Here is a 21,608-nt window from a genome sequence, read left to right on the forward strand (position 1 = left end):
TTATGCCTTGTCATCCTCTTAATTGCCACCATTGCCCGCTGGTTTAATATTAGTAGTATCTGGTTTTGTTTGTTGCGTACTGTCGGGTTTTACCGTATCAATAGCTGAGTTTTTGCCTGTTATTTTATCAAGCTTTTGTTTGGCCGTTGGTAAAATATCATCGTTGCCTTTATAATTCTCAATTATACTTTGCAGTGTAGCCTTAGCCTGGAAACTATCTTTCAAGCCCATGTAATCATCAGCTAATAAGATATAAGTTCTGGCTACCCAATAATCATAGTTAGGCATCTCCTTAACCAGGTCGAAACAGGCTTTTTGTGATGTTTTGTAACGCCTTTTCAGGTAGTCGATATTGGCTATGTTATATTTAGCTTCGGCAGCGGCAACGGTTTTTGTGTTGCTAACGGTATAGTTAAACTCTTTTACAGCGCTGGTAGTATCGCCTTTTTGCAGGTAGGCTTTACCGGCGTATAAGCCTGTTCTATATTTATCTTCCTCTGATGTTTTTTCATTGCCTCTAACTTCCTTCACATAGTTTAGCACATCATCGGCCATCTCCATCTGCGAATAGCAAAGCAGCAGGTTGTTAATAGCGAAAGTGTAATCTGACTTATACTCTGAGTTGGTTTCCAGTTTTTTAAGGAATACTACCGCATCGTTATATTTTTGCTGCGCGATGTAGAGCTTCGCCATGCTGATTAATGATTTTTCGGTATAGGCACTGGTCCAATCGTTTAATATCACATTGTAATCATTCACAGCCGAGGCCGGTTGCCCAAGGTTAACCAAGCTTTCCGCACGGATAAAGTGGGCCTCCTTGTTATATATTGGTTTAGTAGGGAACTTGTCAAAGTAAGCATTAACAGCACCTACAGTACCCTGCCAGTCGCCCCTTAAATACAGGTTATTGGCAGCAGTATACATAATGCCTTCCTGGTCGGCGCTGCTGTAGTTACCGATAGGGGTAGTTGAAGCATAGTTGATGAAAGTTTGCGCATCGCCTTTATCGGTATAGATCTTTTCAATTTGTTTAAGCGCTTGCTTGGCCTCATCGGTTGATGAGTAATCCTGCACCACCCGTTTAAAGAATTCAACGGCGGTATCATCGCTGCCTGCGTTATAATCAATCAGGCCCATAGTCATCAAGGCACGTGGCACATAGCTGCTATGCGGATATTTATCTATCATAGCCAGCAGATCGGTTTTGGCAGTGGTGCCATCACCTTTCAGGAAGTAAGCATAAGCGATCTCAAATGATGCATCATCAGCATAATCAGAGTTCGGAAACTGGTTCAGTACAGAGGTAAGTGTGCTGATCTTGGCATCCTGTGATCCCTGCAAGCCTTGTATAATACCGCGCTGGAACAGCGCGTAATCCTGGCCCGGACTACGGTTATCAATAATACGGTTATAATATTTAAGCGCCGAACCATAATCTTTCAATACAAAATAACTATCACCCAGGCGGGCAGTTGCATCATTTATGGTCGCGGTATCTTTTTCTTCGCCTTGCAGGAATTTTTCAAAGTAAGTAGCCGCCTTTTTATATTTCTCACCACCGAAGGCTGCGTAAGCCAGCGCGTAGTTGGCAAAGTTGGCTACATCGGTTTGTTTAGCTTCGGGCATTGCCAGAAACTGCTCAAATGTTTCAACCGACTCATCATACTTACGCACCTCGTACATAGCTTCAGCCATCCAGTAAGTGGTAAGGGCCTGTATTTTTGTGTCGATAGGATATTTTAATGAGCGAAGGAAAATACCAATAGCATTTTCAAAAGCACGTTCATTATAAAACTCAAGGCCTCGGTAATAAGTTACTTTTTGATAAGCCTCCTGAGCGCTTAGGGATTTGTTGGGGATAGGCTCCAATATGTCAACCGCTTCTTTATAGTTGCGGGAGTTTAGCAGTTCCTCGCCTAATAAAACCTTAACCTCATCATTACGGCCCGAACGCGGATAGTTTTTTAAGTAAAGGCGCGTAGCAGTCAGCGCCTCAGTATTGAAATCAAGCTCGTAGGATAGTTTTGCATATTCATACAAAGCATCCTGCTGTAATTGCGGGTCAAAACTTAGCCTTGAAGCTACCTGGAAGGCATTGCGGGCGCTTTGCTTGTTATTCATTTTCAGGAATATGTCGCCCAGCGTATAATTCCCGCTCTGGCTGTAAATATCGTTCTGCTCCACCAGTTTTTCCAGCTCGGTTGCTGCTTTGGCGTAATTGCCTACTTTGTAGTAAGCATAACCCATCTGGTAGCTATCCTGTGTGTTTTGAGTTTTGCCCTGATCCTCATTCTCAAACCGGCTATAATATTTTACCGAGTTATCATAATCGGCCTTTGCAAAATATGAAGCGCCAATAATGCGCAGCATTTCAGTTTCGTGCTGCTGATGGGTGCTGTTAAGGATAGGCACTGCATAGCTGATCACATCATCATAACGTTTATCTAAAAAGTAAACGGCCGAGATATAATACGGATAGCTGTTTTCGTATTTCTTTGAATTTTTAAGCTTTTCGAAATTTGCCAGCGCCAGGTGATAGTCCTTATTAAGGTAGGCTATATAGGCAAAATAATAAGTTGCATCCTCGGTATAAGGGCCATGTTTGGCTTTTACCTCTGAGAATAGTTCCTGGGCGTTTTTGTAGTCATTAGCTGTGAAATAGCAATAACCCTTGTCAAATTTATACTCGGTATTGTCGCGGCCGTTTAATTCGCCTGCTTCCACCTTATCAAACCAACGCATGGCATCGGTATATTTTTGCTGTTTAAAGTAGGAGCGGCCGATCTGGAAAAAAGCCAGTTTTGATAAAGGATTTTCCGGATGCTCCTTGGTGAAGCGCAAAAGCATGCTTTCGGCATCATCATTGCCTAGTTCTAATTCGCAAAAAGCCTCATAGTATTGTGCGTTTTCCTGTACAAGCGTAAGCTTTGATTCATACTTTGCCTGGGTGCTCGGTTTTAGCCGTGCCTGTTCAACCAAACGGAATTGCTCTGCAGCGGCAACATATCTTCCCTTACTAAGCAGGTCGGTGGCCGTTTGGTAGGTTCGGTACACCTCAAATGAAGGGTCTTGCTGGGCTTGAGACGATAGTGTAAAAAATATGGGTATTAACAGGAAGGTGTATCTTAGTTTGATCATAAGCACATGCTAACAAGTTGCTAAATTAGCGAATACAAAAAAAGGCAATTCACATTAGAAATTCACAAATGTTGAAAAACAACTTTCTAACGCAATAATTTTGTTACGTGGTATGCGTGTGGAAAACTTTGTTGGGGAAGAGTCAGGAATTAAGGGCCAAGAATCAAGAATCAGAATGAATAGAGTTCTTGACTCTTTCTGAAATATAAGGCAGCTCAAAATAAGTAAAAATAAACTTTCAAAAAGTTTTGAAAGTTTAAAAACTTGTTTACATTTGTACATGGAATTAGCAGAGGGTAAAGAAAAATTTATTGAAGCATGGGGAAAGCTGGGATCGGAGTGGGGGATAAACCGCACGATGGCACAGGTACATGCTTTGCTGCTGATTTCGCCGGAGGCTTTAACTACCGAAGAGATTATGGCTGAGCTAAGTATCTCGAGGGGCAATGCCAACATGACCGTGCGCGACCTGATGGATTGGGGCCTGGTTGAAAAACAACACAAGACAGGTGAGCGCAAAGAGTATTTTTATGCTGAAAAGGATACTTGGGTAATAGCCAGGCAGGTAGCCAAAGAGCGTAAAAAGCGTGAGCTTGACCCTGTGCTGAAAATATTAAACCAGCTTTCAGAGGTTACAGGCGATGCGAAGGACCCGGCGTATAAAACTTTTAAAACTTCGGTGGCCAATATAAACAAGCTGGCCAACAACGTTAACAAAACTTTAGAAACTATGCTGAAGGCAGAAGAAAACTGGTTTTTTGGTACGGTTATGAAAATATTAAAATAACCTTTTTTTATTCAAAATTTTCATTTATTACTGAAAATTCAATAATTATTAACATATATAAAACAACAACAACATCATGAACTATTTTATTTTAACCTACGCTTTTTACATGATAATAAGCGTTGCACTAACAGTTTGGGTAGCAAAAGTTTTGTTTAAAAACGGAAGGGTATTTTTGATAGATATCTTCCATGGTAACAATGAGCTGGCCGACTCTGTGAATAAGCTGTTAATTGTAGGCTTTTACCTTATAAATGTGGGGTATATGTGCCTTGCCTTAAAGGAAACCAATGCTATTGGCAATTTGCAGGTTGTGGTAGAAGTATTGAGCTTTAAAATAGGCTGGATAATTTTAATATTGGGCGGTATGCACTTCCTTAACCTTATTGTTTTTTACAAACTACGCAACCGTGCTAAAAGGGACGAACGATTAAAGATCAGGCAATAATGGCAAAGATAATTTTAGCAGGCGGGTCAGGTTTTATTGGTCAGATACTAGCTGCGCATTTTACAGGTAAGGACGATGAGGTGATCGTCCTTACCCGTAGCAGCAATCGTGTTGTAAATAATGTAAAGTATGTAAACTGGAACGCTGCAACCATCGGCAACTGGGTTGCTGAACTGGAAAACTGCGATGTACTCATTAACCTGAACGGTAAAAGCGTTAATTGCAGGTATAATGATAAGAACAAAAAGGAAATATTGGATTCAAGGGTAAATGCTACCAGAGTTTTAGGTGAAGCGATCAGAATGATTGAAAATGCACCAAAGTTATGGATAAATGCAGCATCTGCGACCATTTACAGATACGCTGAAGACAGGCCACAGGATGAATATACCGGGGAGTTAGGCAAAGGTTTCTCTGTTGATGTATGTAAGCAGTGGGAAGCCGCATTTTTTGAGCAGGATACACCTGGTGTAAGAAAGATCGGTTTAAGAATAGCTATAACGCTTGGGCGCAAAGGTGGTGTTATGCCTTATTACTTTAACCTGGCAAAATTTGGCTTAGGTGGCAGGCAGGGTAGTGGTAAACAATATTTTAGCTGGGTATGTGAAAATGACGTTACCGGCGTAATAGATTTTTTGAGGGATCATGAGGAGCTTGAAGGGGTATTTAACGTGAGTGCACCCAACCCGGTACAAAATCATGAATTTATGAGTGTGGTAAGAAATGTGATGAAGATGCCCTTGGGATTACCCGCTACCAAATGGATGCTGGCAATAGGTACAAGATTATTAAGTACTGAAGCTGAACTTGTATTGAAAAGCAGATGGGTTGTACCAACAAGGTTACAGGAGGCGGGTTATGTATTTAAAGTGCCTTATATTAAAGATGCTGTTAAATTAAGCAGCCTTTGAAGCCAATTGCCTTTGAATAATATTAAGTAATACATCCAGATCAAAAGGTTTGGCTACAAAATCATCGGGAGCGCCGTATTGGTTTAGTGTGGCGGCTACATCATGGCTGGCTGAAACTAAAATTACCGGAATGCCCTGGGTGTCCCATTGAGTTTTAATATCTTTGCATAAGGCCCGGCCATCCATATCACCCAGCATAATATCAAGTAATATAAGATCAGGGGTGTGTTCTTTTATTTTATCAAATAGTAAATGCCCGTCTGATAATGTGTCAACCATATAACCGGAATCTTCAAGTATATATCGTAATACTTCCAAAATATCTTCATTATCATCCACCGCTAATATCCTTTTCATATAATTTGTATTATGTAATAAAATATACTACACTTTATTATAATAGCGTATACACAAATCCTGTACCAATTATTGTAATAAACCAAAAAGTAGCTATATAATAAACTTATTTATAATAGATTAGAAGTGTAATTATGTTAAAATAGCTATAAATTAGTATTAATATTTAGTTGATATTTATAATTATACATTCAGAATGTATTGTGTTTAATTAATGTGCTTTTTTGTATAGCAGAGTGATCTGTTATTGTATACAATAATATTGGAATAGAGCGGGATGGGAGATTGTTAATCCTGGGGCCTGTCCATACGTATATGATATGCTTTTTTGCACCTGGCACAGAAATATTTTCGGACAGGAAAAAGAAATGCTAACTTTTTGACGAGCCAATTCCGGTGCATCTGGTAATGAAAAGGTGCTCCGCATTTTGGACAAAGGTATTTGTTTGAAGTATTGATTTTCGGGCTCAAGGTTTATAAGGGAAAAATAAAATTCAATTACGATATTTTATTTGACAAAAAGGTGAAAATCCTTATAAAAACAATTGCGCGATACTAATAGGTTATTTTTTTTACTATGATGATAATGCCGTTTAGTATTAATTAGTTTAACTTATATAATTTACGCTGGCAGGTATAGCAGATATATCTTTTTATAGGAAGCCAGAAAAGAAAAGTTTTAACCCAAAAACCTCTGCGTATACGGGCATCGAGTTCATTTTTGCACCTTGGGCAAACGCGTTCCCTTTTATGCTTTTTTTCTGAACCCGTATTTCTGGATATAGGTATTATCGTTGTTAATACAATTAGGGGCATTTGTATTTAAAATTAGCTTAATCAATAAAACAAATTTATTAAAACAATCCCCATTTAACAAGTCCTGAGGGATGGTTTTTTATCAACAAAAGTGCTTAATTATGCTAAATTGGAATATTAACTATTAGAATTATGCAATAATTGTAATTTAATTGCCTAAAAGATAAAAGTCTCTGATCTTCTTAAAATTTAACTGTTAATTAGTAGTTTCATTACTGCTCAGGTAATGTGGTTTTAAGAAACGATAAGGCGTTGAACTTTTTCAACAAGCTCGGTTAAATCAAAGGGTTTACTGATAACCGCATCACATCCGTAGGCAAAAAGTTCATTGTCGCGGTTAACATAAGCCGAGAAAATAATAACAGGAATATTGTTGAATTTTGGATGTGTTTTGATCTGCCTGCAGATTTCGCCGCCATTGGTATCCGCAACGCGATAATCCAGGATAACCAGGTCAGGGATGAATTCTTCCATCAATGGTATAACTGTATTGCCCTTTGTGGTTCCCTGCACCTCAAACTGTTCATAAGTGAGTGTTTCGTTTACAATATCAAGTATATCCTGATTATCATCCAACACTAAAATGCGTTTTAACATAGAAATTTTATTGAGCCAAAAAATGAAAAAATGTTTTACTATGCTAGTATCTCGGTAAAGGGGTGGGCTAAAATTGTAACGGATAGTATAGAAACAAATATAAACTACCTTGTATAGTATATCTATATTGTTAACCGGATTGTGACAAATAGCAAGGCATCAAAAATAGTGAAAAATAATATTATTTCCATAAATAATATTATGGGCAAGCATCATATCAGAATGCTTCGCCCAGATTTAGTGAGAGTGCCGAATAGTTTCTACTAAAACCATAATCAATGGCAATGTTGGTATCGGTTTTTTTATTGAATTTGATACGGAAACCGCCACCGCCAGCGGGGTGCCAGTATACAAACTGGTTGGTAATAGGTTGGGTAACCGAGTTAACATTGGCAAACAATACAAAGCCAAACAATCCGTTACGGGTAATATCGCGCCTGAATTCTGTTTCATAATATATTAGGCGCTGCCCTCTGTAACGGCTCTGCTCAATTCCACGGCCTGAGCGCTGATAGGGGTCCATGCCTATGCTTGGTAAATTAAGATAAGGGGTGCCGGGGGTAAGTGACGTCCAATAGTAGGTCCAAAATGCCAGTATATTCTTCGGGCCGGTATGTGTTATGGAAACATATTTGCGCAGATCAATATATAATGATTGCCAGTTATTATCACTCCCCAGTGGAACGGAACTATACCTGTAAATTACGTTTGCATAACAACCCGGTACCGGGTTCAGGGAGTTGTTACGTGTATCATATAATAAATTTACAGTAGGCCCGGATGAGAATACGTTTTCATCTTCAGCTGTTCCATATTTATAGTTGGTAAACCTCCGGAACGCGCTCACATCTGCGGGCGTAAGATCAAGATCGATATAAGAATCCAAATCATAGCCAATGCCCGCAAAAAAGTAATTGGTTATGCGTTTAAGTGCGCTCTGGTAAAAACGAATATATTTATAATTCAGCAAAAAGCTATCGCTCTCGGGCTGGTTACCACCAAGGCCCCATGTATATTGCGGATATACCAGGAAACGGGTATCACCCTGGATATTCCAGCTGTTATTATTTAGCCAGACGTTTGAGTGTATAGGCAAACCATATCTGCCTTTGAAATTAAAATAAGGGGTAAAACTAATACTTGAAAGGTTTGTGGTTGATCTATCGCCCATATAAAAACCCGCAGTTGTAGATGTTATTAAGGCTTTACCAGGGCCCACTATTGATGAAGAAACAGGCAGAAAAGAAAAATATAGCCTCTTTCTGCGATTGGTATCCGGTCGCGGTTTACTTATATGAAACAGTTCGCGGCCAATATCAATCAAATCTCTTTTTTGAATAATGGTATCGCGTTTAATCTTAATAGTATCAGTTTTATTATCTGAACTTTGAGCAGCCAGCAAACCGGGTAAAAAGCAGAGGAATAGTACCGGTAACTTTCTGATCATAGTTTTAGAACGGGAAATTATAGTTTGTAGTTTTTAATTTAACATAAATAAGAATTCCTGTATGGTAATATAATCAATTTAAAGTGTAATGGTGTGGATTAACGGCTTATTTAAGGTTTTTTAACACTTTGCATGGTTCATGGCTGATAGTTCATAGCCATTGGTGGGACATTCAACAATAGACCGTTTTTACATTCCATCAAGAAAATCATCCTTATCTTCGGCCATGAACTATCAACCATGATCTATGAACGGACAACATGACTCGTAAAAGATACTTTTTTCTTATACTGATATTAGGCACACTTACCGCGCTTAGCCCTTTTTCAATAGATATGTACCTGCCAGGCTTCCCGGCTATAGCACTGGCATTGCATACTACTATTGAGCAGGTAGACCGTTCGCTGTCCAGCTTCTTTATTGGCCTGGCCTGCGGTCAATTGCTTTACGGCCCGCTGATGGATAGGTTCGGGCGTAAAAAGCCTTTGTATTTTGGACTGGGCTTGTATATTTTAATTTCGATAGGCTGTTTTTCAGCCACCTCCATTAATTTATTGATCATACTGCGCTTTATGCAGGCTATAGGCAGCTGCGCAGCAGGCGTTGCAGCAATGGCCATGGTGCGCGATATTTTTCCGGTGAAGGATAATGCCAAGGTTTTTGCATTGCTGATACTGGTTTTAGGTGCATCGCCCATGATAGCGCCTACGGCGGGTAGTTATCTTACCGCGGCTTTTGGCTGGCAATCAGTCTTTATAGTGCTCATGAGTATTGCCATATTGATACTTATAGCTGTAATTTTTACCCTGCCCGAGAGTTATGAGAATGATCCGTTGTTTTCATTAAAGCCCGTGCCAATTATTACCAACTTTATATCTGTATTAAAGATACCGCAGTTTTATACTTATGCCATTACAACTTCACTGGCATTTGCCGGTTTGTTTGCTTATGTGGCAGGCTCACCATCGGTATTTATGGAGTTTTTTCATGTAAGCGGTAAGCTTTACGGATGGATCTTCGCCGGATTATCCATCGGCTTTGTGGGCTCAAGTCAGCTAAACAACATACTGATAAAGTATTATAAAAGCGAGCAAATTGTTATAGTAGCCTTAAGCGGGCAGGTAATTGCAGCTGTTGTATTTGTAATTGGTGCGCTAAACGGCTGGTTCGGATTGTATGGTACCATCGCCATGATATTTTTAGTGCTGTGCGGTATTGGTTTAACTAATCCGAATGCTTCGGCGTTATCCCTGGCGCCATTTTCAAAGAATGCCGGTACAGCGGCTTCATTAATGGGAGCCATGCAGTTGGGTATTGGCGCGCTGTCGTCATTTGCTATTAGTTTATTCAGTAGCTATTCAGCTATGCCAATGGCGCTTATTATGGCTGTTTCAGCAAGTATCGCGTTAATGGTATTACTTATCGGTCGGCGAAATATAACTGAAAAGGTTGAGGCTGATCCCTCAATGGCGGTGGCTGGGCATTAGTTAGTCTTAAGTCGGAAGTCGTAAGGCCAAAGTCAAAAGAATACAAATCTAACTTTAGACTTACAACTAAGATTATTGACTCCGGGCTATCGACTTCAGACTAAAGACTTTTCCCCCAACACTTCATCAATTATCCCGAATTCCTTTGCTTCGCCGGCTATCATCCAGTAATCGCGGTCGCAAACATCGTGTACTTTCTGATACTCCTGACCGCTGTGCTTGGCTACGATGTTGTATAGCTCCTTTTTTACTTTGAGTACTTGTATAGCTGTAATTTCAATATCCGATGCTGGGCCCTGCACACCACCCAGCGGTTGGTGCAACATAACCCGCGAATGTGTTAATGCCGCGCGTTTGCCCGCGGCACCGGCGCATAACAGTATAGCACCCATTGATAGCGCCATTCCGGTACAAATGGTACAAACATCGGGATTAACCAGCTGCATGGTATCATAAATACCAAAGCCCGCATATACGGAGCCGCCGGGCGAGTTGATATACATCTGGATATCCTTTTTTGAATCGGTAGATTGCAGAAACAGCAGCTGTGCCTGGATGATGTTGGCTATGTTATCATCAACTGCCGCACCTAAAAATATAATGCGGTCCATCATCAGTCTTGAGAAAACATCCATTTGGGCTACGCGCATTTCGCGTTCCTCGGTTATATAGGGTGTCATGGCGTAGGGGATGTTGTTGTTTTCAACACGGGCTATGTAATTGTCTATTTGTTCAGTTTTGACATGGCAATGCCCTGCCGCATATTTGCGGAATTCGTTTTTATCGATATTCATAAAATTTTAGTTTATAGGTTGCTGAATAAACGCTTTATTTTCTGGCTGAAACTGGTATGCTCAGGCGCGGTAAATAGTTTTTGATGTATAGCCTCAATTTCCTTTTTCAATTGTATACTGCCGTACTGATGTATGGCAGTATGGGCTTTTATTTGCCACAGGGCCTTATCCTGTAAAGCAGGCTCAAGTATCATGTTTACTTCAAAAAGTAAGGCATTACCGGTATCCATCGATCCGGAAAGGTAGGCATCTATCTGCCGGGTCTCATTCCATGAAGTCTTCATACTGTAATGCTTTTTGTTTAATGGTTTCCCTTACTTTCTCCAGGCATTTATATTTCTGTACGGTTGCAGAGCGCACTCCCGAAAAACCGAAGGCGGAAGCTATATCTGTTAATGGTAATTGATCGTAATAAAAACCTTTTAATAGTTCCATGCATTTGCTGCCAGCTTTCTCTAAAAAGTGCATGATGCGTTTGGTTGATGGGCTTTCATCATCCATATCTGCCGATACATCAATGTTTTCGAGCGGGATATTTTGATCGTTATCCCGGTATCTTTTTAGCCAGAGGTGTTTGGCTATGCCGATAAGGTAGGCAATTTCGTTAGTATCGGTATTAATGGTTTTTTCATAATAAATAACCAGCGCATCCTGGAAAACATCCTTCGCCTCGTCAAACGAGCCACCCCGGCGACTGATATAGGCCGCAACCGTAGGGAAAGCCTTTTTATAAAGCCTGATGAAAAGTTCTTCGCGCTTTGCAATTAACTGGTCCGGATTGTTCATAGTTGTCATAGATCATCCTTTTATTAGTAAGTGCAATTTAGTGAAGAAGTATCACCATTTATTTGAAAAAATTATTCCTTCACTGCCGTAACCCTTGTTCCTTCTTCGCCAAGTGTCTCAAATATCAGCTCCTTATCAGTTATTTCGGATACATAAAAAGGGAAGGTACGGGTTTTGCCACCGGGTAATATTTCGGTGTAGCGGATATTCATACCATCAAGCACAAAAGTGCCATGCGATAATATTTTACCGCCCCATACGATGGTTAAGCTATCGCCCTTTGAAAAACGAATGGATGGGGATTCTTCCTGCAATGTGGATTTTGATACGCTGTCTGGTGGGGTTTCATTAGGATTTTCTACCTTAATATACTTCCAGGTGCCGTACAGGTTTTCGGGTTTAACAGCAGGTTTGCAAGCCGCTATTAAGAGCAGTAAAATAACAGCAGGCAATTTATATCTTTTCATAGGTATGATAAATTGCCTGCTAAATTAAGTAAATGGGACGTAATTAAGCGATGATTACAAATGATGCCTCAACGGCTTGCTCATTCGTGATTCGGCCTGCTTCACTTCATCCTTTTCGCTCAGGGGCCTGTCGGTTTTTAATCCACCATTGTTAAGTGTAGTGCTACGGGTGAGGTCTTTTTTGTCACCCTGCTTTGCTTGCTCTGCTTTCGTTTTCATCGCTGTAGGTTTAAAAGAAAAAATTAGAAATATATTGAGTTAAGGTATTACAATTTCAACGTTGCAAAAGTTTTTATCCCATTGTCATAAAAATGCTTGTTTTTATACTGATAAGGGCATTTTTGTTAATTAAGGTTAAAAGTTTAGGGTGCAAGAGCTTTTTTTATAAATTTAAGCATGTCAAGGTGTTATATCCTAATTTTTGTTGCTTTTTTTACTACATCGTTTTCGCATGCTCAATCGGTGATCAAGGGCCGGGTGTTTGAAAATAAGACGCGTATTTCGCTGGAAGATATCCAGATACAAAATCAAACCAGTAAAGCATTTACAACTACCGATGAAAAAGGAAGATTTTCAATTGCTGCCAAAACCGGTGATGTATTGGTATTTAAAGGCTTTGCCTACCTGCCTGATACCGTATTGCTAACCGATATGCACGAGCGTGAAGTATTTTTAATGCCGCATCAGAATTTTTTGGAGGAGGTGAAGGTAAATTCAGACACTACCAAAAACCTCAACAATTATTATGACCCCAGATTTCATGGGCAAACTGTGATTTATCAGCACGATAATAACCTGAATTATACCGGGGGCATAGCCATAAGGATGTGGTACTGGAAAAAGGATGAGCACAAAAGAGAACGACTGGCAAAAGAAATAAAGGAAGAAGAGGACAGGGATAAAATAGCCAGGGTTTTTACGCCGAAGAATATTGCGCAATATGTGCCTTTAACAGGAAAGGATATGGATGATTTTTTGGTATTGTATACACCCGATACCAAGGTTTATTTCGCCAATAATTTTAACCTGCTCAGTTATTTAAATGATTGTTACCAAAAATATTTAAAACTGCCTGAAGATAAAAGGCATCCGGTTAATTTAACCGAATAAGTACGTAGAGATGCAAAATATTGCGTCTCTACGTGGATTAATATTGTAAATACAGGCTGTTATTTGCCTTGCGCTTTCTTTATGCTATCGGCTTTTGCCTTTGCACGGTCCTTGAAAAATCCTTTAAGTAAAAAGTTATGCTGAGCCGCCTCAAGGTCGTCATTTAGTTTGATGGTAGCCTGTTGTAGATTTGAGATAGAGCTTCTTACCTGTTCAGCGCTTTTAGGGTCGTTGAGCAATACGCCAACGGCATTGTCCTTGCTATTGAGTTTATCTGTGGTAGTTTTAAGATTCTCGGTTATCGCGTTAGCATTAGTTGCCGCCGCCTGGAACTGGTTAGCTGCCGCTTTTAACCTGTTGAAGGTAGTGGTATCGGTAAATAACTTATCAGCCAAACCGCCTTTGGTATTCATAGTATTGCTGAAAGTATTCAGCTGTTTTGCCATAAGTGCGGCGCTGGCAGTGGCAATTTGTAAATTACGCATTGATGCTTTCAGCTGCACGGCCATGGTGCTATCAGCCATTAACGTACCAACTGTTCCTTTGCCCTGTAGTATTTTATGACTCAGTAATTTAAAATCGCTGGTTATTGATAGCAGGTTCTCATTGTTTTGCTGCAGGGTTTTCATCATATCATCAGTTGATAATAGTTTTGCAGCCTGTAACTGGTCACCATCCTGTACAATTGGGGCACCTGGGCTGCCGCCATCAATCACGATGATCTTGTTACCGATAAGTCCGTCGGAACCGATGTGTACACCTGCATTGCGGTGAATGTATTGCTGCGAGTTTTCATCGATGCTCATTCTTACCCTAACTTCTGATGTACCCACAAAGCGGATCTCCTTTATTGTACCTACTTTTACGCCTGAAAACCACACATTATTACCGGGTTTTAAACCGGCAACATCATCAAACACAGCGCTGATGTGTATGCTTTTGGCAAAGCTTTTTGACTGGCCCCCCAGTGTAAAAACGCCAATGATGAATATTGCCAGCCCAAGGGCTAAAAATAATCCAACAATTATGGCCCGCCTATTTTCTTTTGCATCCATGGTATGGTAAATCTATTTTATAAAATTATAATCAAAAAATGGTTTAACTCTACTGTCGTTTGTATCAAAAACCTGTTCAAAAGTACCCTCGCGCTGAAACTGACCCTCCAACAGCATTGCTATCCTGTCACCGGTTGATTTGGCGCAGGTAAGGTCATGCGTAATGATGATGGATGAAGTGTTATAACGCTGTTGCACCTCGTTTATCAGGTCATTTATCTCAATACAGGTAATTGGATCAAGCCCTGCTGTAGGTTCATCATACAGCATTATTTCGGGGTTCAATATCAGGGTACGGGCTATGCCTATACGCTTGCGCTGCCCGCCCGAAAGCTCCGATGGCATTTGATTGATGGTTTGCGACAGCCCAACCGCTTCAAGTACCGATTCAACATTGGTATCAATTTCCTTACGGGTGATGCCCTTGCGGTTACGCACCAGTGGAAATTCAAGATTTTTACGCACGGTCATACTATCATACAAGGCGCTGTTCTGGAAAGAGAAGCCTATCCTGATACGCAGGGCTTGCAGTTCGCGGTCATTTAATTTGGAGATATCCTCACCTAAAACCTCTACTTTGCCCTTATCTGGTGACAACAAACCGGAAATAATCTTTATCAATACAGATTTACCCGTACCCGAACGGCCAAGCACCACCAGGTTCTCGCCCTGGAACAGTTCAAGATCGATACCGCGTAATACCTCGTAATCATCAAAAGCTTTTTCAAGCCCGTGAATACGGATAACCGCGTTGTTGTAATCTATATTTGCCTTTCCCTTTTCCATGTCGCTTAGCGAAACCAGCTGCTTATTTGTACAATAACAATCTCTTCAATAAAAACCAAAAACATAGCTGTTACTACCGCGCCATTAGCGGCTTTACCCACACCCTCGGTACCTTTATTTGAGTTGTACCCCTGGTAACAACCCACAATACCAATAGTAAAACCAAAAACAATTGATTTTATTAATGATGCAGTAAAATCAACAAATGTTAAAGGCTCAAAAACCTGTTCAATAAAAGTTCTCCAGCTGGTGCCCTCGTTAACGGCTACGTTCAGGTATCCGCCAAATAATGCTATAAAGCCTGTATAAGTAGCTAAAATTGGTATAGTTAAAGTTGTAGCCAGCACCCTTGTAGTTACCAGGAATTTAAACGGGTTGGTACCCGACACTTCCATGGCATCTATTTGTTCGGTTACCCGCATTGAGCCCAACTCAGCACCAATGCTTGAACCCACTTTACCTGCTGCAATAAGCGCCGTTACCAAAGGGGCCAGCGCGCGCATAATAGCTATTGATACCAGCGAAGGTAACCACGATGTGGCTCCAAACTGTAATAACGACGGGCGCGACTGCTTGGTAAATATAAGCCCTACAATAAAGCCGGTTAATGATATTAGCGTGAATGACCGTACACCAACTTCATAGCATTGGCGCACTATTTCTTTAAACTCATAAGGAGGCACAAAAGCTTCCCTAAAAAATTTAAGGATAAACTGATTGATCTGATACATGCTAAAAAAGAAATCATTAATGCTCTTTTTTAGTTTTGATCCCCGTTTACGGCGTACAGGTGCTTCTGGTATTGGTGTGCTGTCTGTTGTGTCCATCAATTGCGGCAAAGGTATTACTTATGCTATAATGATTATGGTTATGGTACAAAAAATTATACATATTGTTTGTAAAATGACCTTTTTTTGTCAATTAGTCAACAACTATAAGTACTAATACCATACAAATATGTAAGTATGATATTTAATAAAGGTATAATGTTTTTTAAGTTATTAATTACTTAAAGAAAAACAGGATGCTAATTTAATATTACGAAAATTAAAACCATTAGCTATCCGATTCCTTTTTAATAATATCATACTTAAAAAAAGACTTTTATGAATGCATATCAAAAAAAGTGGATCGAAATGTTAACCAATGCCCATATCCGGGGCTGGAGAATTGAGCCCCGTGATAATGATATTTTTATTGAGATGCCGCACGTAACCGATATAAAACTGACCCGTGATAACATTCCCGCTACAATTGGCGTAATGTCACTTGACATTCATGAGAAAAAGGAAAGGCTGAAATTTATATTTCACAACGGTTTTGAGCAGTTTGAATACCTGATAAATCCCAGTGAAGATGATCTTACTAAAAGGTAATTATAATTTAGCCCGGGTTGACAGGATCACCACGCAGCTACCCATCAGGGCGATGAATACAAATGAAGCTCGTAGGGTTGCCAGTCCGGCTATAAAACCGATTATTGGCGGGCCAAACAAAAAGCCAATAAAGCCAATAGTTGAAACCGCTGCCAGTGCAACACCCGGTGCCATGGTCTTTGATTTACCTGCGGCACTGTATACCATAGGCACTACCGATGATACACCGGCACCCACCAATAAAAAGCCTGCCATAGCGGTATAAAAATAGGGGAAGATAACTGCTATCAATAAGCCTGTAACTGTTAATGAGCCGCTTACCTGTAATATGCGTTTAAGGCCATAAGTGCGGGCAAACCAATCGGCTATAAAACGGCCGCCTGCCATGGTACACATGAAGGCAGTGAAGCCAGCGCCAAGCAACGCGGTAGGGGCCAGTACCACTTTTTTAAAGTAGATAACGCTCCAATCGAACATAGCGCCTTCGCATATCATGGAGCACATGGCGATGATGCCCAGGGTTATTAATGAGCTATCAGGCATTACGAAAACAGGGCCGCTGCTGGTTACTTTATCGTTTTTAAGATAACGGGCTACGAGTGTAACCGCTATTATGGTAACAATGGCTATGAATATAAAGTGATACAACGGGCGTATGCCATTGCCAATCATAAATGTGCCAATACCTGCTCCAGTAAAACCAGCCAAACTCCACAAGCCATGGAAGGAAGCCATAATTGGTTTTTTATATAGTTCTTCAGCAGCTACGGCTTGTGTGTTTACCGCAATATTAACCGAATTACTAGAGAAGCCAAATAGAACCAGGCAACCTATAAGCTGAAAAATATTTTGTGCAAGGCTAAGACTAACCAATGCCAGGGAATAAAATAAAAGCGCAGTAATGAGCAGGCGCTTGCTGCCGATAACGGTAATTATCCAGCCTGAAAAGGGCAGAGAGAGCATTAACCCAACAGGCAAGGAGAATAAAATAGCACCAAGGGCGGCATCTGTTAAGCCCAGTGTTTGCTGAACGGTAACAATACGCGATGCCCAGCTGGCAAAACATAATCCCGCCAGGAAAAACATAACGCCAACAACCATACGCAAAGTTGCCTTTGAGCGCGGGTATGGTGGTGCAACTTCTGTGGTTATTATATCTTCTAAAACTTCGTCCATTTACTATAGTGTATATAGTACACTATGCAAAGGTAGCTCATAAATGTCATTTTGACGAGAAAGGAGGCGAAAACTTTTAAAAATGACAGGGAGAGTATGGAAATCGGCTATGAAATTTGCAAGAGATCCCTTATATCATTATGATATAACAATAGGGGGAAACTCCCGCTGTTTGTGTCTCCTCAAACAACTTGTCAGTGTGCTAATGGATTGTTTGTTGATACACCATAAGTGTTCGGGGGATTTATTTTCTTACGAATTATAGAGCGTGGGTGTCATCCTGAGCGAGAGTCGAAGGGTGAGCGTAGAGGCCTTTGCCCACATACTTCGACTATCGCTTAGTATGACACCGCTTTAAATCTTTCAAATAATATGGTTTGTGGGGACACAAACCATGGAAATAAATCTAATACTGTAATTAATTACTTATACAAAACATAAGCCGAAGTACCCGCAACATCTATTGATGTGGAATTGATCTTTTTAATGCCGCCCAGGTTAATTTCATCGCCATTGCCAACTAAAGTCCAGCTACCTGCCGGGATAGTTACTGATTTATTGGCAGCACTGCCGTTTAGGATAACCAGTATGGTATTCCATTTATCGCCATTGGCATTGCCAGTGAGCTGGTAGGCAATTACCGATGGATCATTGGTTTCGATAAATTGTAAATGGTCCTGTATCATTTTGGTTGACGGCATCCGGAAGGCTGGGTGATCCTTACGCAAGGCTACCAATTGTTTGTAATAGTTGAATACATCAGCATATTTAGTTTTACGACTCCAGTCGATCTGATTGATGGCGTCGGGTGAGTTAAATGAATTGGCAACGCCCTGCTTGGTGCGCAAAAGTTCAGCTCCCGAGTGCAGGAAAGCTATACCCTGTGAGGTTAAGACAACGGCATTGGCCAATTTATCCATTTTTATCAGATCTGCCTCCGAAGCATCAGGATTGGAGATCTTGAGACGGTCAAACAGTGTATTATCATCATGGCATGATACGTAACTGATGGTTTGATAGGGCTCCGCGGCCCATGGCGCTTTTGAATAGTTAACTTTTGTATAATCTATCTGGCTGTTTTGGGTTGATGCCACTATGCCAAATTTTACGCTCTCTTTTGAGTTTTGATTGCCGCTTACAAAACCCTTTGCTTTTACATCGCTGAAACCGCCTTTTAAGCCATCGCGCAGGTCGTCACTAAATGCGGCTACTTTGTTTAGCTCGTAAATATTTTTCTTAACGGCACGCAGGTTTTCAGACAGCGGACTTGAGCCTGCTGTCCACCCTTCGCCATAAATAATAATGGTGGGGTCAATCTTATGCAGGGCATCGCTAATGGCATTCATGGTTTCAATATCATGTATGCCCATCAAATCAAACCTAAAACCATCCAAATGATATTCCTTCGCCCAATAAACCACCGATTCTATCATGAACTTACGCATCATTGGTCTTTCTGATGCTGTCTCGTTACCGCAGCCGGTGCCGTTGGCATAACTGCCATCTGGATTCTGGCGGTAAAAATAGCCAGGCGCAAACTGACTGAAATTAGAGTGCTGGATATCGGTAGTGTGGTTATATACCACATCCAGTATTACACGCAAGCCATTTTTATGCAGGGCCTGTACCATTTGTTTAAACTCTTTTATGCGCACATTGCCATCATATGGGTTTGTAGAATAGCTACCCTCAGGTACGTTATAATTCAGCGGATCGTAACCCCAGTTGTATTGCGGCTGATCGAGCTTGGTTTCATCAACCGAATTATAATCAAATGATGGGAGCAGATGTACATGCGTAACGCCCAGTTCTTTTATATGATCGAGCCCGGTTGATTTACCATCCGGGCTTTTAGTGCCGGTTTCAGTCAGTCCTAAAAATTTACCTTTATTGGTGATACCTGAATTTGGGTCAACAGAAATATCCCTGATATGTGTTTCGTAAATAATAGCATCGGTAATGTTTTTTAGAGCCGGTTTTTTGTCGTTTTGCCAATCGGCAGGGTTTGTAGCAGGCAGATCAACCACCATACCGCGATGCCCGTTAACACCAGCAGCTTTGGCATAAATATCAGGCGCTTCCAACAGCCATTTACCATCCTGCATTACCTGGAAAGTGTAATATTTATTTTTAATATCCTGTGTAACGATGGTTTGCCATGTGCCATTATCAGCTTTAGCAAGGGCAATAGTATTGATAGCATCGCCGCCGTTGCCTGCATCGTACAAACGCAATTTTACTTCGGATGCTTTTGGAGCCCATACTTTAAAGGCTGTTTTCTGTTTCGAATAGCTTACGCCGAGATCGTTCCCGGTATAGGTCGGATAGTTAGCGTAATCTGTAGTTTGTGCAGATACTGCAGAAGAAAGCACCATAAGTAATGAAATATTGGTTAGTATAACTTTGAAAGCATTCATTTGGTTTGTTTTTGGCGATATAATGGCAGGCAATTGTAGTGAAAATAATTGATTTATCAACGCGTCATTGCAAGGAACGAAGCAATCCCCGACTGTACAGAGCGGATGTGCAAGGCTGCAGACTTATCGCTTCGAATCGCTTGTCGCTAAGAAGTCACTTTTTTCGCAAGCTGTTTGTTTTTTAAGGTGCTCAAGAGGGCTCCGCCGTTTTGTCTTGATACAAAAAGTAACCAAAAAATCAAGTCAGTAGATTAGGCTTCTTTGCCGCACTTGGCCTTACCCTGCAAATCAGGCAAAACCTGGGCTGCTATATTTTTACCCTGCTGTCGCTACGCACCTGGCCTTTACGCTTATGTAAAAATCTGCCATGCCCTGCCACACACAAGGCCACCATCGTTTTGCCTGATTTCGTCCGAAGCTGTTCTACTGACAGGGGAAAGCCCTCATCTAACCGCCTCCTTTAGAGGAAACTTTAATTGAATCGCGATCAAAAGAGCATTGGGCTGACAACAAGGGCGGGCCCAGCGTTGGCGGGAATGCCGGTTTAGCTTTTTGTGTGATGTAAGGTACGAAGTACCGAACAGCCAAAAAAGCGTAAAGAACCGGCAGGGAGCGTGGAAGCATCCTTGTTGTCTTGATTTTTTGTTTCTTTTGTATCAAGACAAAAGAAATAGGGCTCCGCGCCCATGAGCGGCTTCACGTGACTCAACAAGCAAGTATGCAGTTGCAAACTGAAAGATCATTCAGCATCCGAAAGCATCGTCATCTTAAGGCTTCAGTTGCAAACTGAAGCCAGTGCGGGGTGGGAAAAAATTAACAATTCCCATCCAACCCGCAACTGTCACCTTCAATAACCTGAAGTGATGGTTTCGGGTTTTCCTGCTGCCATTCTGCGAAGGCTTTTTCAATAGTTTCTTCAAATACAGGAACTGCTTGCGCGCCTGATACGCCATATTTGCGGTTCATTACAAAAAATGGTACACCACGGATGCCCAGGTGTTGTGCTTCGGCAACATCATGCTTTACGTCTTCAGCATAAGCATCGCTTTCAAGGGTGATCTTTATTTCATTGGCATCAAGGCCTATAGCAGTGCCCAATGCAATTAGCGTGGGTGCATCGTCTATATTTTTACCATCGGTAAAATAAGCTTTAAACAGGGCTTCTTCGGCGGCATCACCCAGACCGTGTTTTTTGGCGAGGTGGCTAAACCTGTGCGCGTTAAAGCTGTTGGCAACTACGGCACGATCAAAATTGTAGGTCAGGCCAGCTTCGGCGGCCATTTGGGTAACATGGGCATTCAGTTCTTTGGCGTGGTCCAGGGAGAAGCCTTTGATATCAGCCAGGTATTGGTCGATATTAATGCTGGGATCAGTTTTCATATCCGGGTTAAGCTGGAAGCTTTTCCATTCTATTTCTATATCCTTGCCATGCCCTGTTTTTTGCAGTGCATCTTCAAACCTGCATTTGCCTATATAGCAAAAGGGGCACATCACATCCGACCATATTTCAATTTTCATATCCTGCTGTTTTATCAATACAAAAATACTTGAATGGTGGCTTATTCCCGTAAGGGGAAAGTCAAAATATATGCTGTCGGGATATTGAATTATTTAAGCCTTATGAGCTTTTATTGTTCATTTTATTCAGTAAAA

The 21,608-nt window shown here is 41.0% G+C and carries 21 protein-coding genes; 6 read left to right on the forward strand and 15 right to left on the reverse strand.

Translation table 11 applies throughout. The annotated features are described in order from the left end of the window. Positions 1-18: 18 nt before the first annotated feature. Positions 19-3,138 (reverse strand): tetratricopeptide repeat protein, encoded by a 3,120-nt coding sequence (locus BLU33_RS05205; protein WP_091370007.1) that lies wholly within the window; start codon positions 3,136-3,138, stop codon positions 19-21. Positions 3,139-3,418: 280 nt separating this feature from the next. Between BLU33_RS05205 and BLU33_RS05210 the strand changes: the two genes are divergently transcribed. The 3 genes from BLU33_RS05210 to BLU33_RS05220 all read left to right on the forward strand — a co-directional run bounded on the left by BLU33_RS05210 (position 3,419) and on the right by BLU33_RS05220 (position 5,284). Continuing rightward, the gene (locus BLU33_RS05210) at positions 3,419-3,925 is read left to right on the forward strand and encodes a GbsR/MarR family transcriptional regulator (protein WP_091370009.1); all 507 of its coding nucleotides are present in this window, start codon (positions 3,419-3,421) and stop codon (positions 3,923-3,925) included. A gap of 76 nt (positions 3,926-4,001) precedes the next feature. After that, the gene (locus BLU33_RS05215) at positions 4,002-4,373 is read left to right on the forward strand and encodes a hypothetical protein (RefSeq protein WP_091370011.1); all 372 of its coding nucleotides are present in this window, start codon (positions 4,002-4,004) and stop codon (positions 4,371-4,373) included. After that, a complete protein-coding gene (locus BLU33_RS05220; RefSeq protein ID WP_091370013.1) occupies positions 4,373-5,284 on the forward strand; it encodes a TIGR01777 family oxidoreductase in 912 nt (303 codons plus the stop codon). The genes BLU33_RS05215 and BLU33_RS05220 overlap by 1 nt, the downstream gene beginning before the upstream one ends. Here BLU33_RS05220 and BLU33_RS05225 read toward each other — a convergent pair. The 3 genes from BLU33_RS05225 to BLU33_RS05235 all read right to left on the reverse strand — a co-directional run bounded on the left by BLU33_RS05225 (position 5,270) and on the right by BLU33_RS05235 (position 8,501). Beyond that, positions 5,270-5,641 carry a response regulator transcription factor gene (locus tag BLU33_RS05225; protein WP_091370015.1) on the reverse strand — a complete coding sequence of 124 codons (372 nt, stop codon included), beginning with the start codon at positions 5,639-5,641 and terminating at the stop codon, positions 5,270-5,272. The genes BLU33_RS05220 and BLU33_RS05225 overlap by 15 nt on opposite strands. A gap of 1,050 nt (positions 5,642-6,691) precedes the next feature. Then, positions 6,692-7,054, reverse strand: a complete 363-nt coding sequence (locus BLU33_RS05230) for a response regulator (RefSeq protein ID WP_091370016.1) — start codon at positions 7,052-7,054, stop codon at positions 6,692-6,694. Between the two features lie 217 nt (positions 7,055-7,271). Beyond that, entirely contained in the window at positions 7,272-8,501 is a 1,230-nt protein-coding gene (locus tag BLU33_RS05235; protein WP_091370018.1) for a BamA/TamA family outer membrane protein, read from the reverse strand. A 260-nt stretch (positions 8,502-8,761) separates the two neighbouring features. Here BLU33_RS05235 and BLU33_RS05240 point away from each other — a divergent pair, with 260 nt between their 5' ends. Beyond that, complete coding sequence (locus BLU33_RS05240) at positions 8,762-9,988, forward strand: multidrug effflux MFS transporter (protein ID WP_091370020.1); 1,227 nt, start codon at positions 8,762-8,764, stop codon at positions 9,986-9,988. 95 nt (positions 9,989-10,083) lie between these two features. On the opposite strand, the gene BLU33_RS05245 is transcribed toward BLU33_RS05240, so the two are convergent. The 5 genes from BLU33_RS05245 to BLU33_RS25020 form a co-directional block, all read right to left on the reverse strand. Further along, positions 10,084-10,782, reverse strand: a complete 699-nt coding sequence (locus tag BLU33_RS05245) for an ATP-dependent Clp protease proteolytic subunit (protein WP_091370022.1) — start codon at positions 10,780-10,782, stop codon at positions 10,084-10,086. Between the two features lie 11 nt (positions 10,783-10,793). Continuing rightward, positions 10,794-11,066, reverse strand: coding sequence for a hypothetical protein (locus BLU33_RS05250; protein ID WP_091370024.1), 273 nt, complete (start codon positions 11,064-11,066; stop codon positions 10,794-10,796). Further along, positions 11,047-11,577 (reverse strand): RNA polymerase sigma factor, encoded by a 531-nt coding sequence (locus tag BLU33_RS05255; protein ID WP_232009401.1) that lies wholly within the window; start codon positions 11,575-11,577, stop codon positions 11,047-11,049. The genes BLU33_RS05250 and BLU33_RS05255 overlap by 20 nt, the downstream gene beginning before the upstream one ends. A 62-nt stretch (positions 11,578-11,639) precedes the next feature. After that, positions 11,640-12,035, reverse strand: a complete 396-nt coding sequence (locus BLU33_RS05260) for a hypothetical protein (RefSeq protein ID WP_091370026.1) — start codon at positions 12,033-12,035, stop codon at positions 11,640-11,642. Positions 12,036-12,089: 54 nt separating this feature from the next. Beyond that, positions 12,090-12,254: a hypothetical protein gene (locus BLU33_RS25020; RefSeq protein WP_157682055.1), complete on the reverse strand. Its 165-nt coding sequence runs from the start codon at positions 12,252-12,254 to the stop codon at positions 12,090-12,092. Between the two features lie 177 nt (positions 12,255-12,431). On the opposite strand from BLU33_RS25020, the gene BLU33_RS05265 reads away from it, so the two are divergent. Then, positions 12,432-13,145: a hypothetical protein gene (locus tag BLU33_RS05265; protein ID WP_091370028.1), complete on the forward strand. Its 714-nt coding sequence runs from the start codon at positions 12,432-12,434 to the stop codon at positions 13,143-13,145. 59 nt (positions 13,146-13,204) lie between these two features. Here BLU33_RS05265 and BLU33_RS05270 read toward each other — a convergent pair whose 3' ends face one another. The 3 genes from BLU33_RS05270 to BLU33_RS05280 are packed head-to-tail and all read right to left on the reverse strand — an operon-like array spanning position 13,205 to position 15,717. After that, positions 13,205-14,200 (reverse strand): MlaD family protein, encoded by a 996-nt coding sequence (locus BLU33_RS05270; protein ID WP_091370030.1) that lies wholly within the window; start codon positions 14,198-14,200, stop codon positions 13,205-13,207. Between the two features lie 12 nt (positions 14,201-14,212). Next, entirely contained in the window at positions 14,213-14,986 is a 774-nt protein-coding gene (locus tag BLU33_RS05275) for an ABC transporter ATP-binding protein (protein ID WP_091370032.1), read from the reverse strand. A 5-nt stretch (positions 14,987-14,991) separates the two neighbouring features. Next, complete coding sequence (locus BLU33_RS05280; RefSeq protein ID WP_091380230.1) at positions 14,992-15,717, reverse strand: MlaE family ABC transporter permease; 726 nt, start codon at positions 15,715-15,717, stop codon at positions 14,992-14,994. Positions 15,718-16,092: 375 nt separating this feature from the next. Between BLU33_RS05280 and BLU33_RS05285 the strand changes: the two genes are divergently transcribed. Continuing rightward, on the forward strand, positions 16,093-16,362 hold the full coding sequence (locus tag BLU33_RS05285; protein ID WP_091370034.1) for a hypothetical protein: 270 nt from the start codon (positions 16,093-16,095) through the stop codon (positions 16,360-16,362). Here BLU33_RS05285 and BLU33_RS05290 read toward each other — a convergent pair whose 3' ends face one another. The 3 genes from BLU33_RS05290 to BLU33_RS05300 form a co-directional block, all read right to left on the reverse strand. Further along, entirely contained in the window at positions 16,363-17,538 is a 1,176-nt protein-coding gene (locus BLU33_RS05290) for an MFS transporter (RefSeq protein WP_197684563.1), read from the reverse strand. A 422-nt stretch (positions 17,539-17,960) separates the two neighbouring features. Then, entirely contained in the window at positions 17,961-19,955 is a 1,995-nt protein-coding gene (gene pulA / locus BLU33_RS05295; protein WP_091370036.1) for a type I pullulanase, read from the reverse strand. A gap of 813 nt (positions 19,956-20,768) precedes the next feature. Further along, the gene (locus tag BLU33_RS05300) at positions 20,769-21,473 is read right to left on the reverse strand and encodes a DsbA family oxidoreductase (protein ID WP_091370038.1); all 705 of its coding nucleotides are present in this window, start codon (positions 21,471-21,473) and stop codon (positions 20,769-20,771) included. Positions 21,474-21,608 lie beyond the last annotated feature (135 nt).

The organism is Mucilaginibacter mallensis (genome assembly GCF_900105165.1).
GTDB classification, from domain to species: domain Bacteria; phylum Bacteroidota; class Bacteroidia; order Sphingobacteriales; family Sphingobacteriaceae; genus Mucilaginibacter; species Mucilaginibacter mallensis.

What these genes read in the sequence shown, in the direction of transcription:
- BLU33_RS05235 (WP_091370018.1), bottom strand. Translation starts at nt 8,501, where the DNA reads ATGATCAGAAAGTTACCGGTACTATTCCTCTGCTTTTTACCCGGTTTG.
- BLU33_RS05265 (WP_091370028.1), top strand. Translation starts at nt 12,432, where the DNA reads ATGTCAAGGTGTTATATCCTAATTTTTGTTGCTTTTTTTACTACATCG.
- BLU33_RS05205 (WP_091370007.1), bottom strand. Translation starts at nt 3,138, where the DNA reads ATGATCAAACTAAGATACACCTTCCTGTTAATACCCATATTTTTTACA.
- BLU33_RS05280 (WP_091380230.1), bottom strand. Translation starts at nt 15,717, where the DNA reads ATGTATCAGATCAATCAGTTTATCCTTAAATTTTTTAGGGAAGCTTTT.
- BLU33_RS05255 (WP_232009401.1), bottom strand. Translation starts at nt 11,577, where the DNA reads ATGACAACTATGAACAATCCGGACCAGTTAATTGCAAAGCGCGAAGAA.
- BLU33_RS05260 (WP_091370026.1), bottom strand. Translation starts at nt 12,035, where the DNA reads ATGAAAAGATATAAATTGCCTGCTGTTATTTTACTGCTCTTAATAGCG.
- BLU33_RS05290 (WP_197684563.1), bottom strand. Translation starts at nt 17,538, where the DNA reads ATGGACGAAGTTTTAGAAGATATAATAACCACAGAAGTTGCACCACCA.
- BLU33_RS25020 (WP_157682055.1), bottom strand. Translation starts at nt 12,254, where the DNA reads ATGAAAACGAAAGCAGAGCAAGCAAAGCAGGGTGACAAAAAAGACCTC.
- BLU33_RS05250 (WP_091370024.1), bottom strand. Translation starts at nt 11,066, where the DNA reads ATGAAGACTTCATGGAATGAGACCCGGCAGATAGATGCCTACCTTTCC.
- BLU33_RS05210 (WP_091370009.1), top strand. Translation starts at nt 3,419, where the DNA reads ATGGAATTAGCAGAGGGTAAAGAAAAATTTATTGAAGCATGGGGAAAG.
- BLU33_RS05285 (WP_091370034.1), top strand. Translation starts at nt 16,093, where the DNA reads ATGAATGCATATCAAAAAAAGTGGATCGAAATGTTAACCAATGCCCAT.
- BLU33_RS05270 (WP_091370030.1), bottom strand. Translation starts at nt 14,200, where the DNA reads ATGGATGCAAAAGAAAATAGGCGGGCCATAATTGTTGGATTATTTTTA.
- BLU33_RS05230 (WP_091370016.1), bottom strand. Translation starts at nt 7,054, where the DNA reads ATGTTAAAACGCATTTTAGTGTTGGATGATAATCAGGATATACTTGAT.
- BLU33_RS05245 (WP_091370022.1), bottom strand. Translation starts at nt 10,782, where the DNA reads ATGAATATCGATAAAAACGAATTCCGCAAATATGCGGCAGGGCATTGC.
- BLU33_RS05275 (WP_091370032.1), bottom strand. Translation starts at nt 14,986, where the DNA reads ATGGAAAAGGGAAAGGCAAATATAGATTACAACAACGCGGTTATCCGT.
- BLU33_RS05300 (WP_091370038.1), bottom strand. Translation starts at nt 21,473, where the DNA reads ATGAAAATTGAAATATGGTCGGATGTGATGTGCCCCTTTTGCTATATA.
- BLU33_RS05225 (WP_091370015.1), bottom strand. Translation starts at nt 5,641, where the DNA reads ATGAAAAGGATATTAGCGGTGGATGATAATGAAGATATTTTGGAAGTA.
- BLU33_RS05215 (WP_091370011.1), top strand. Translation starts at nt 4,002, where the DNA reads ATGAACTATTTTATTTTAACCTACGCTTTTTACATGATAATAAGCGTT.
- pulA (WP_091370036.1), bottom strand. Translation starts at nt 19,955, where the DNA reads ATGAATGCTTTCAAAGTTATACTAACCAATATTTCATTACTTATGGTG.
- BLU33_RS05240 (WP_091370020.1), top strand. Translation starts at nt 8,762, where the DNA reads ATGACTCGTAAAAGATACTTTTTTCTTATACTGATATTAGGCACACTT.
- BLU33_RS05220 (WP_091370013.1), top strand. Translation starts at nt 4,373, where the DNA reads ATGGCAAAGATAATTTTAGCAGGCGGGTCAGGTTTTATTGGTCAGATA.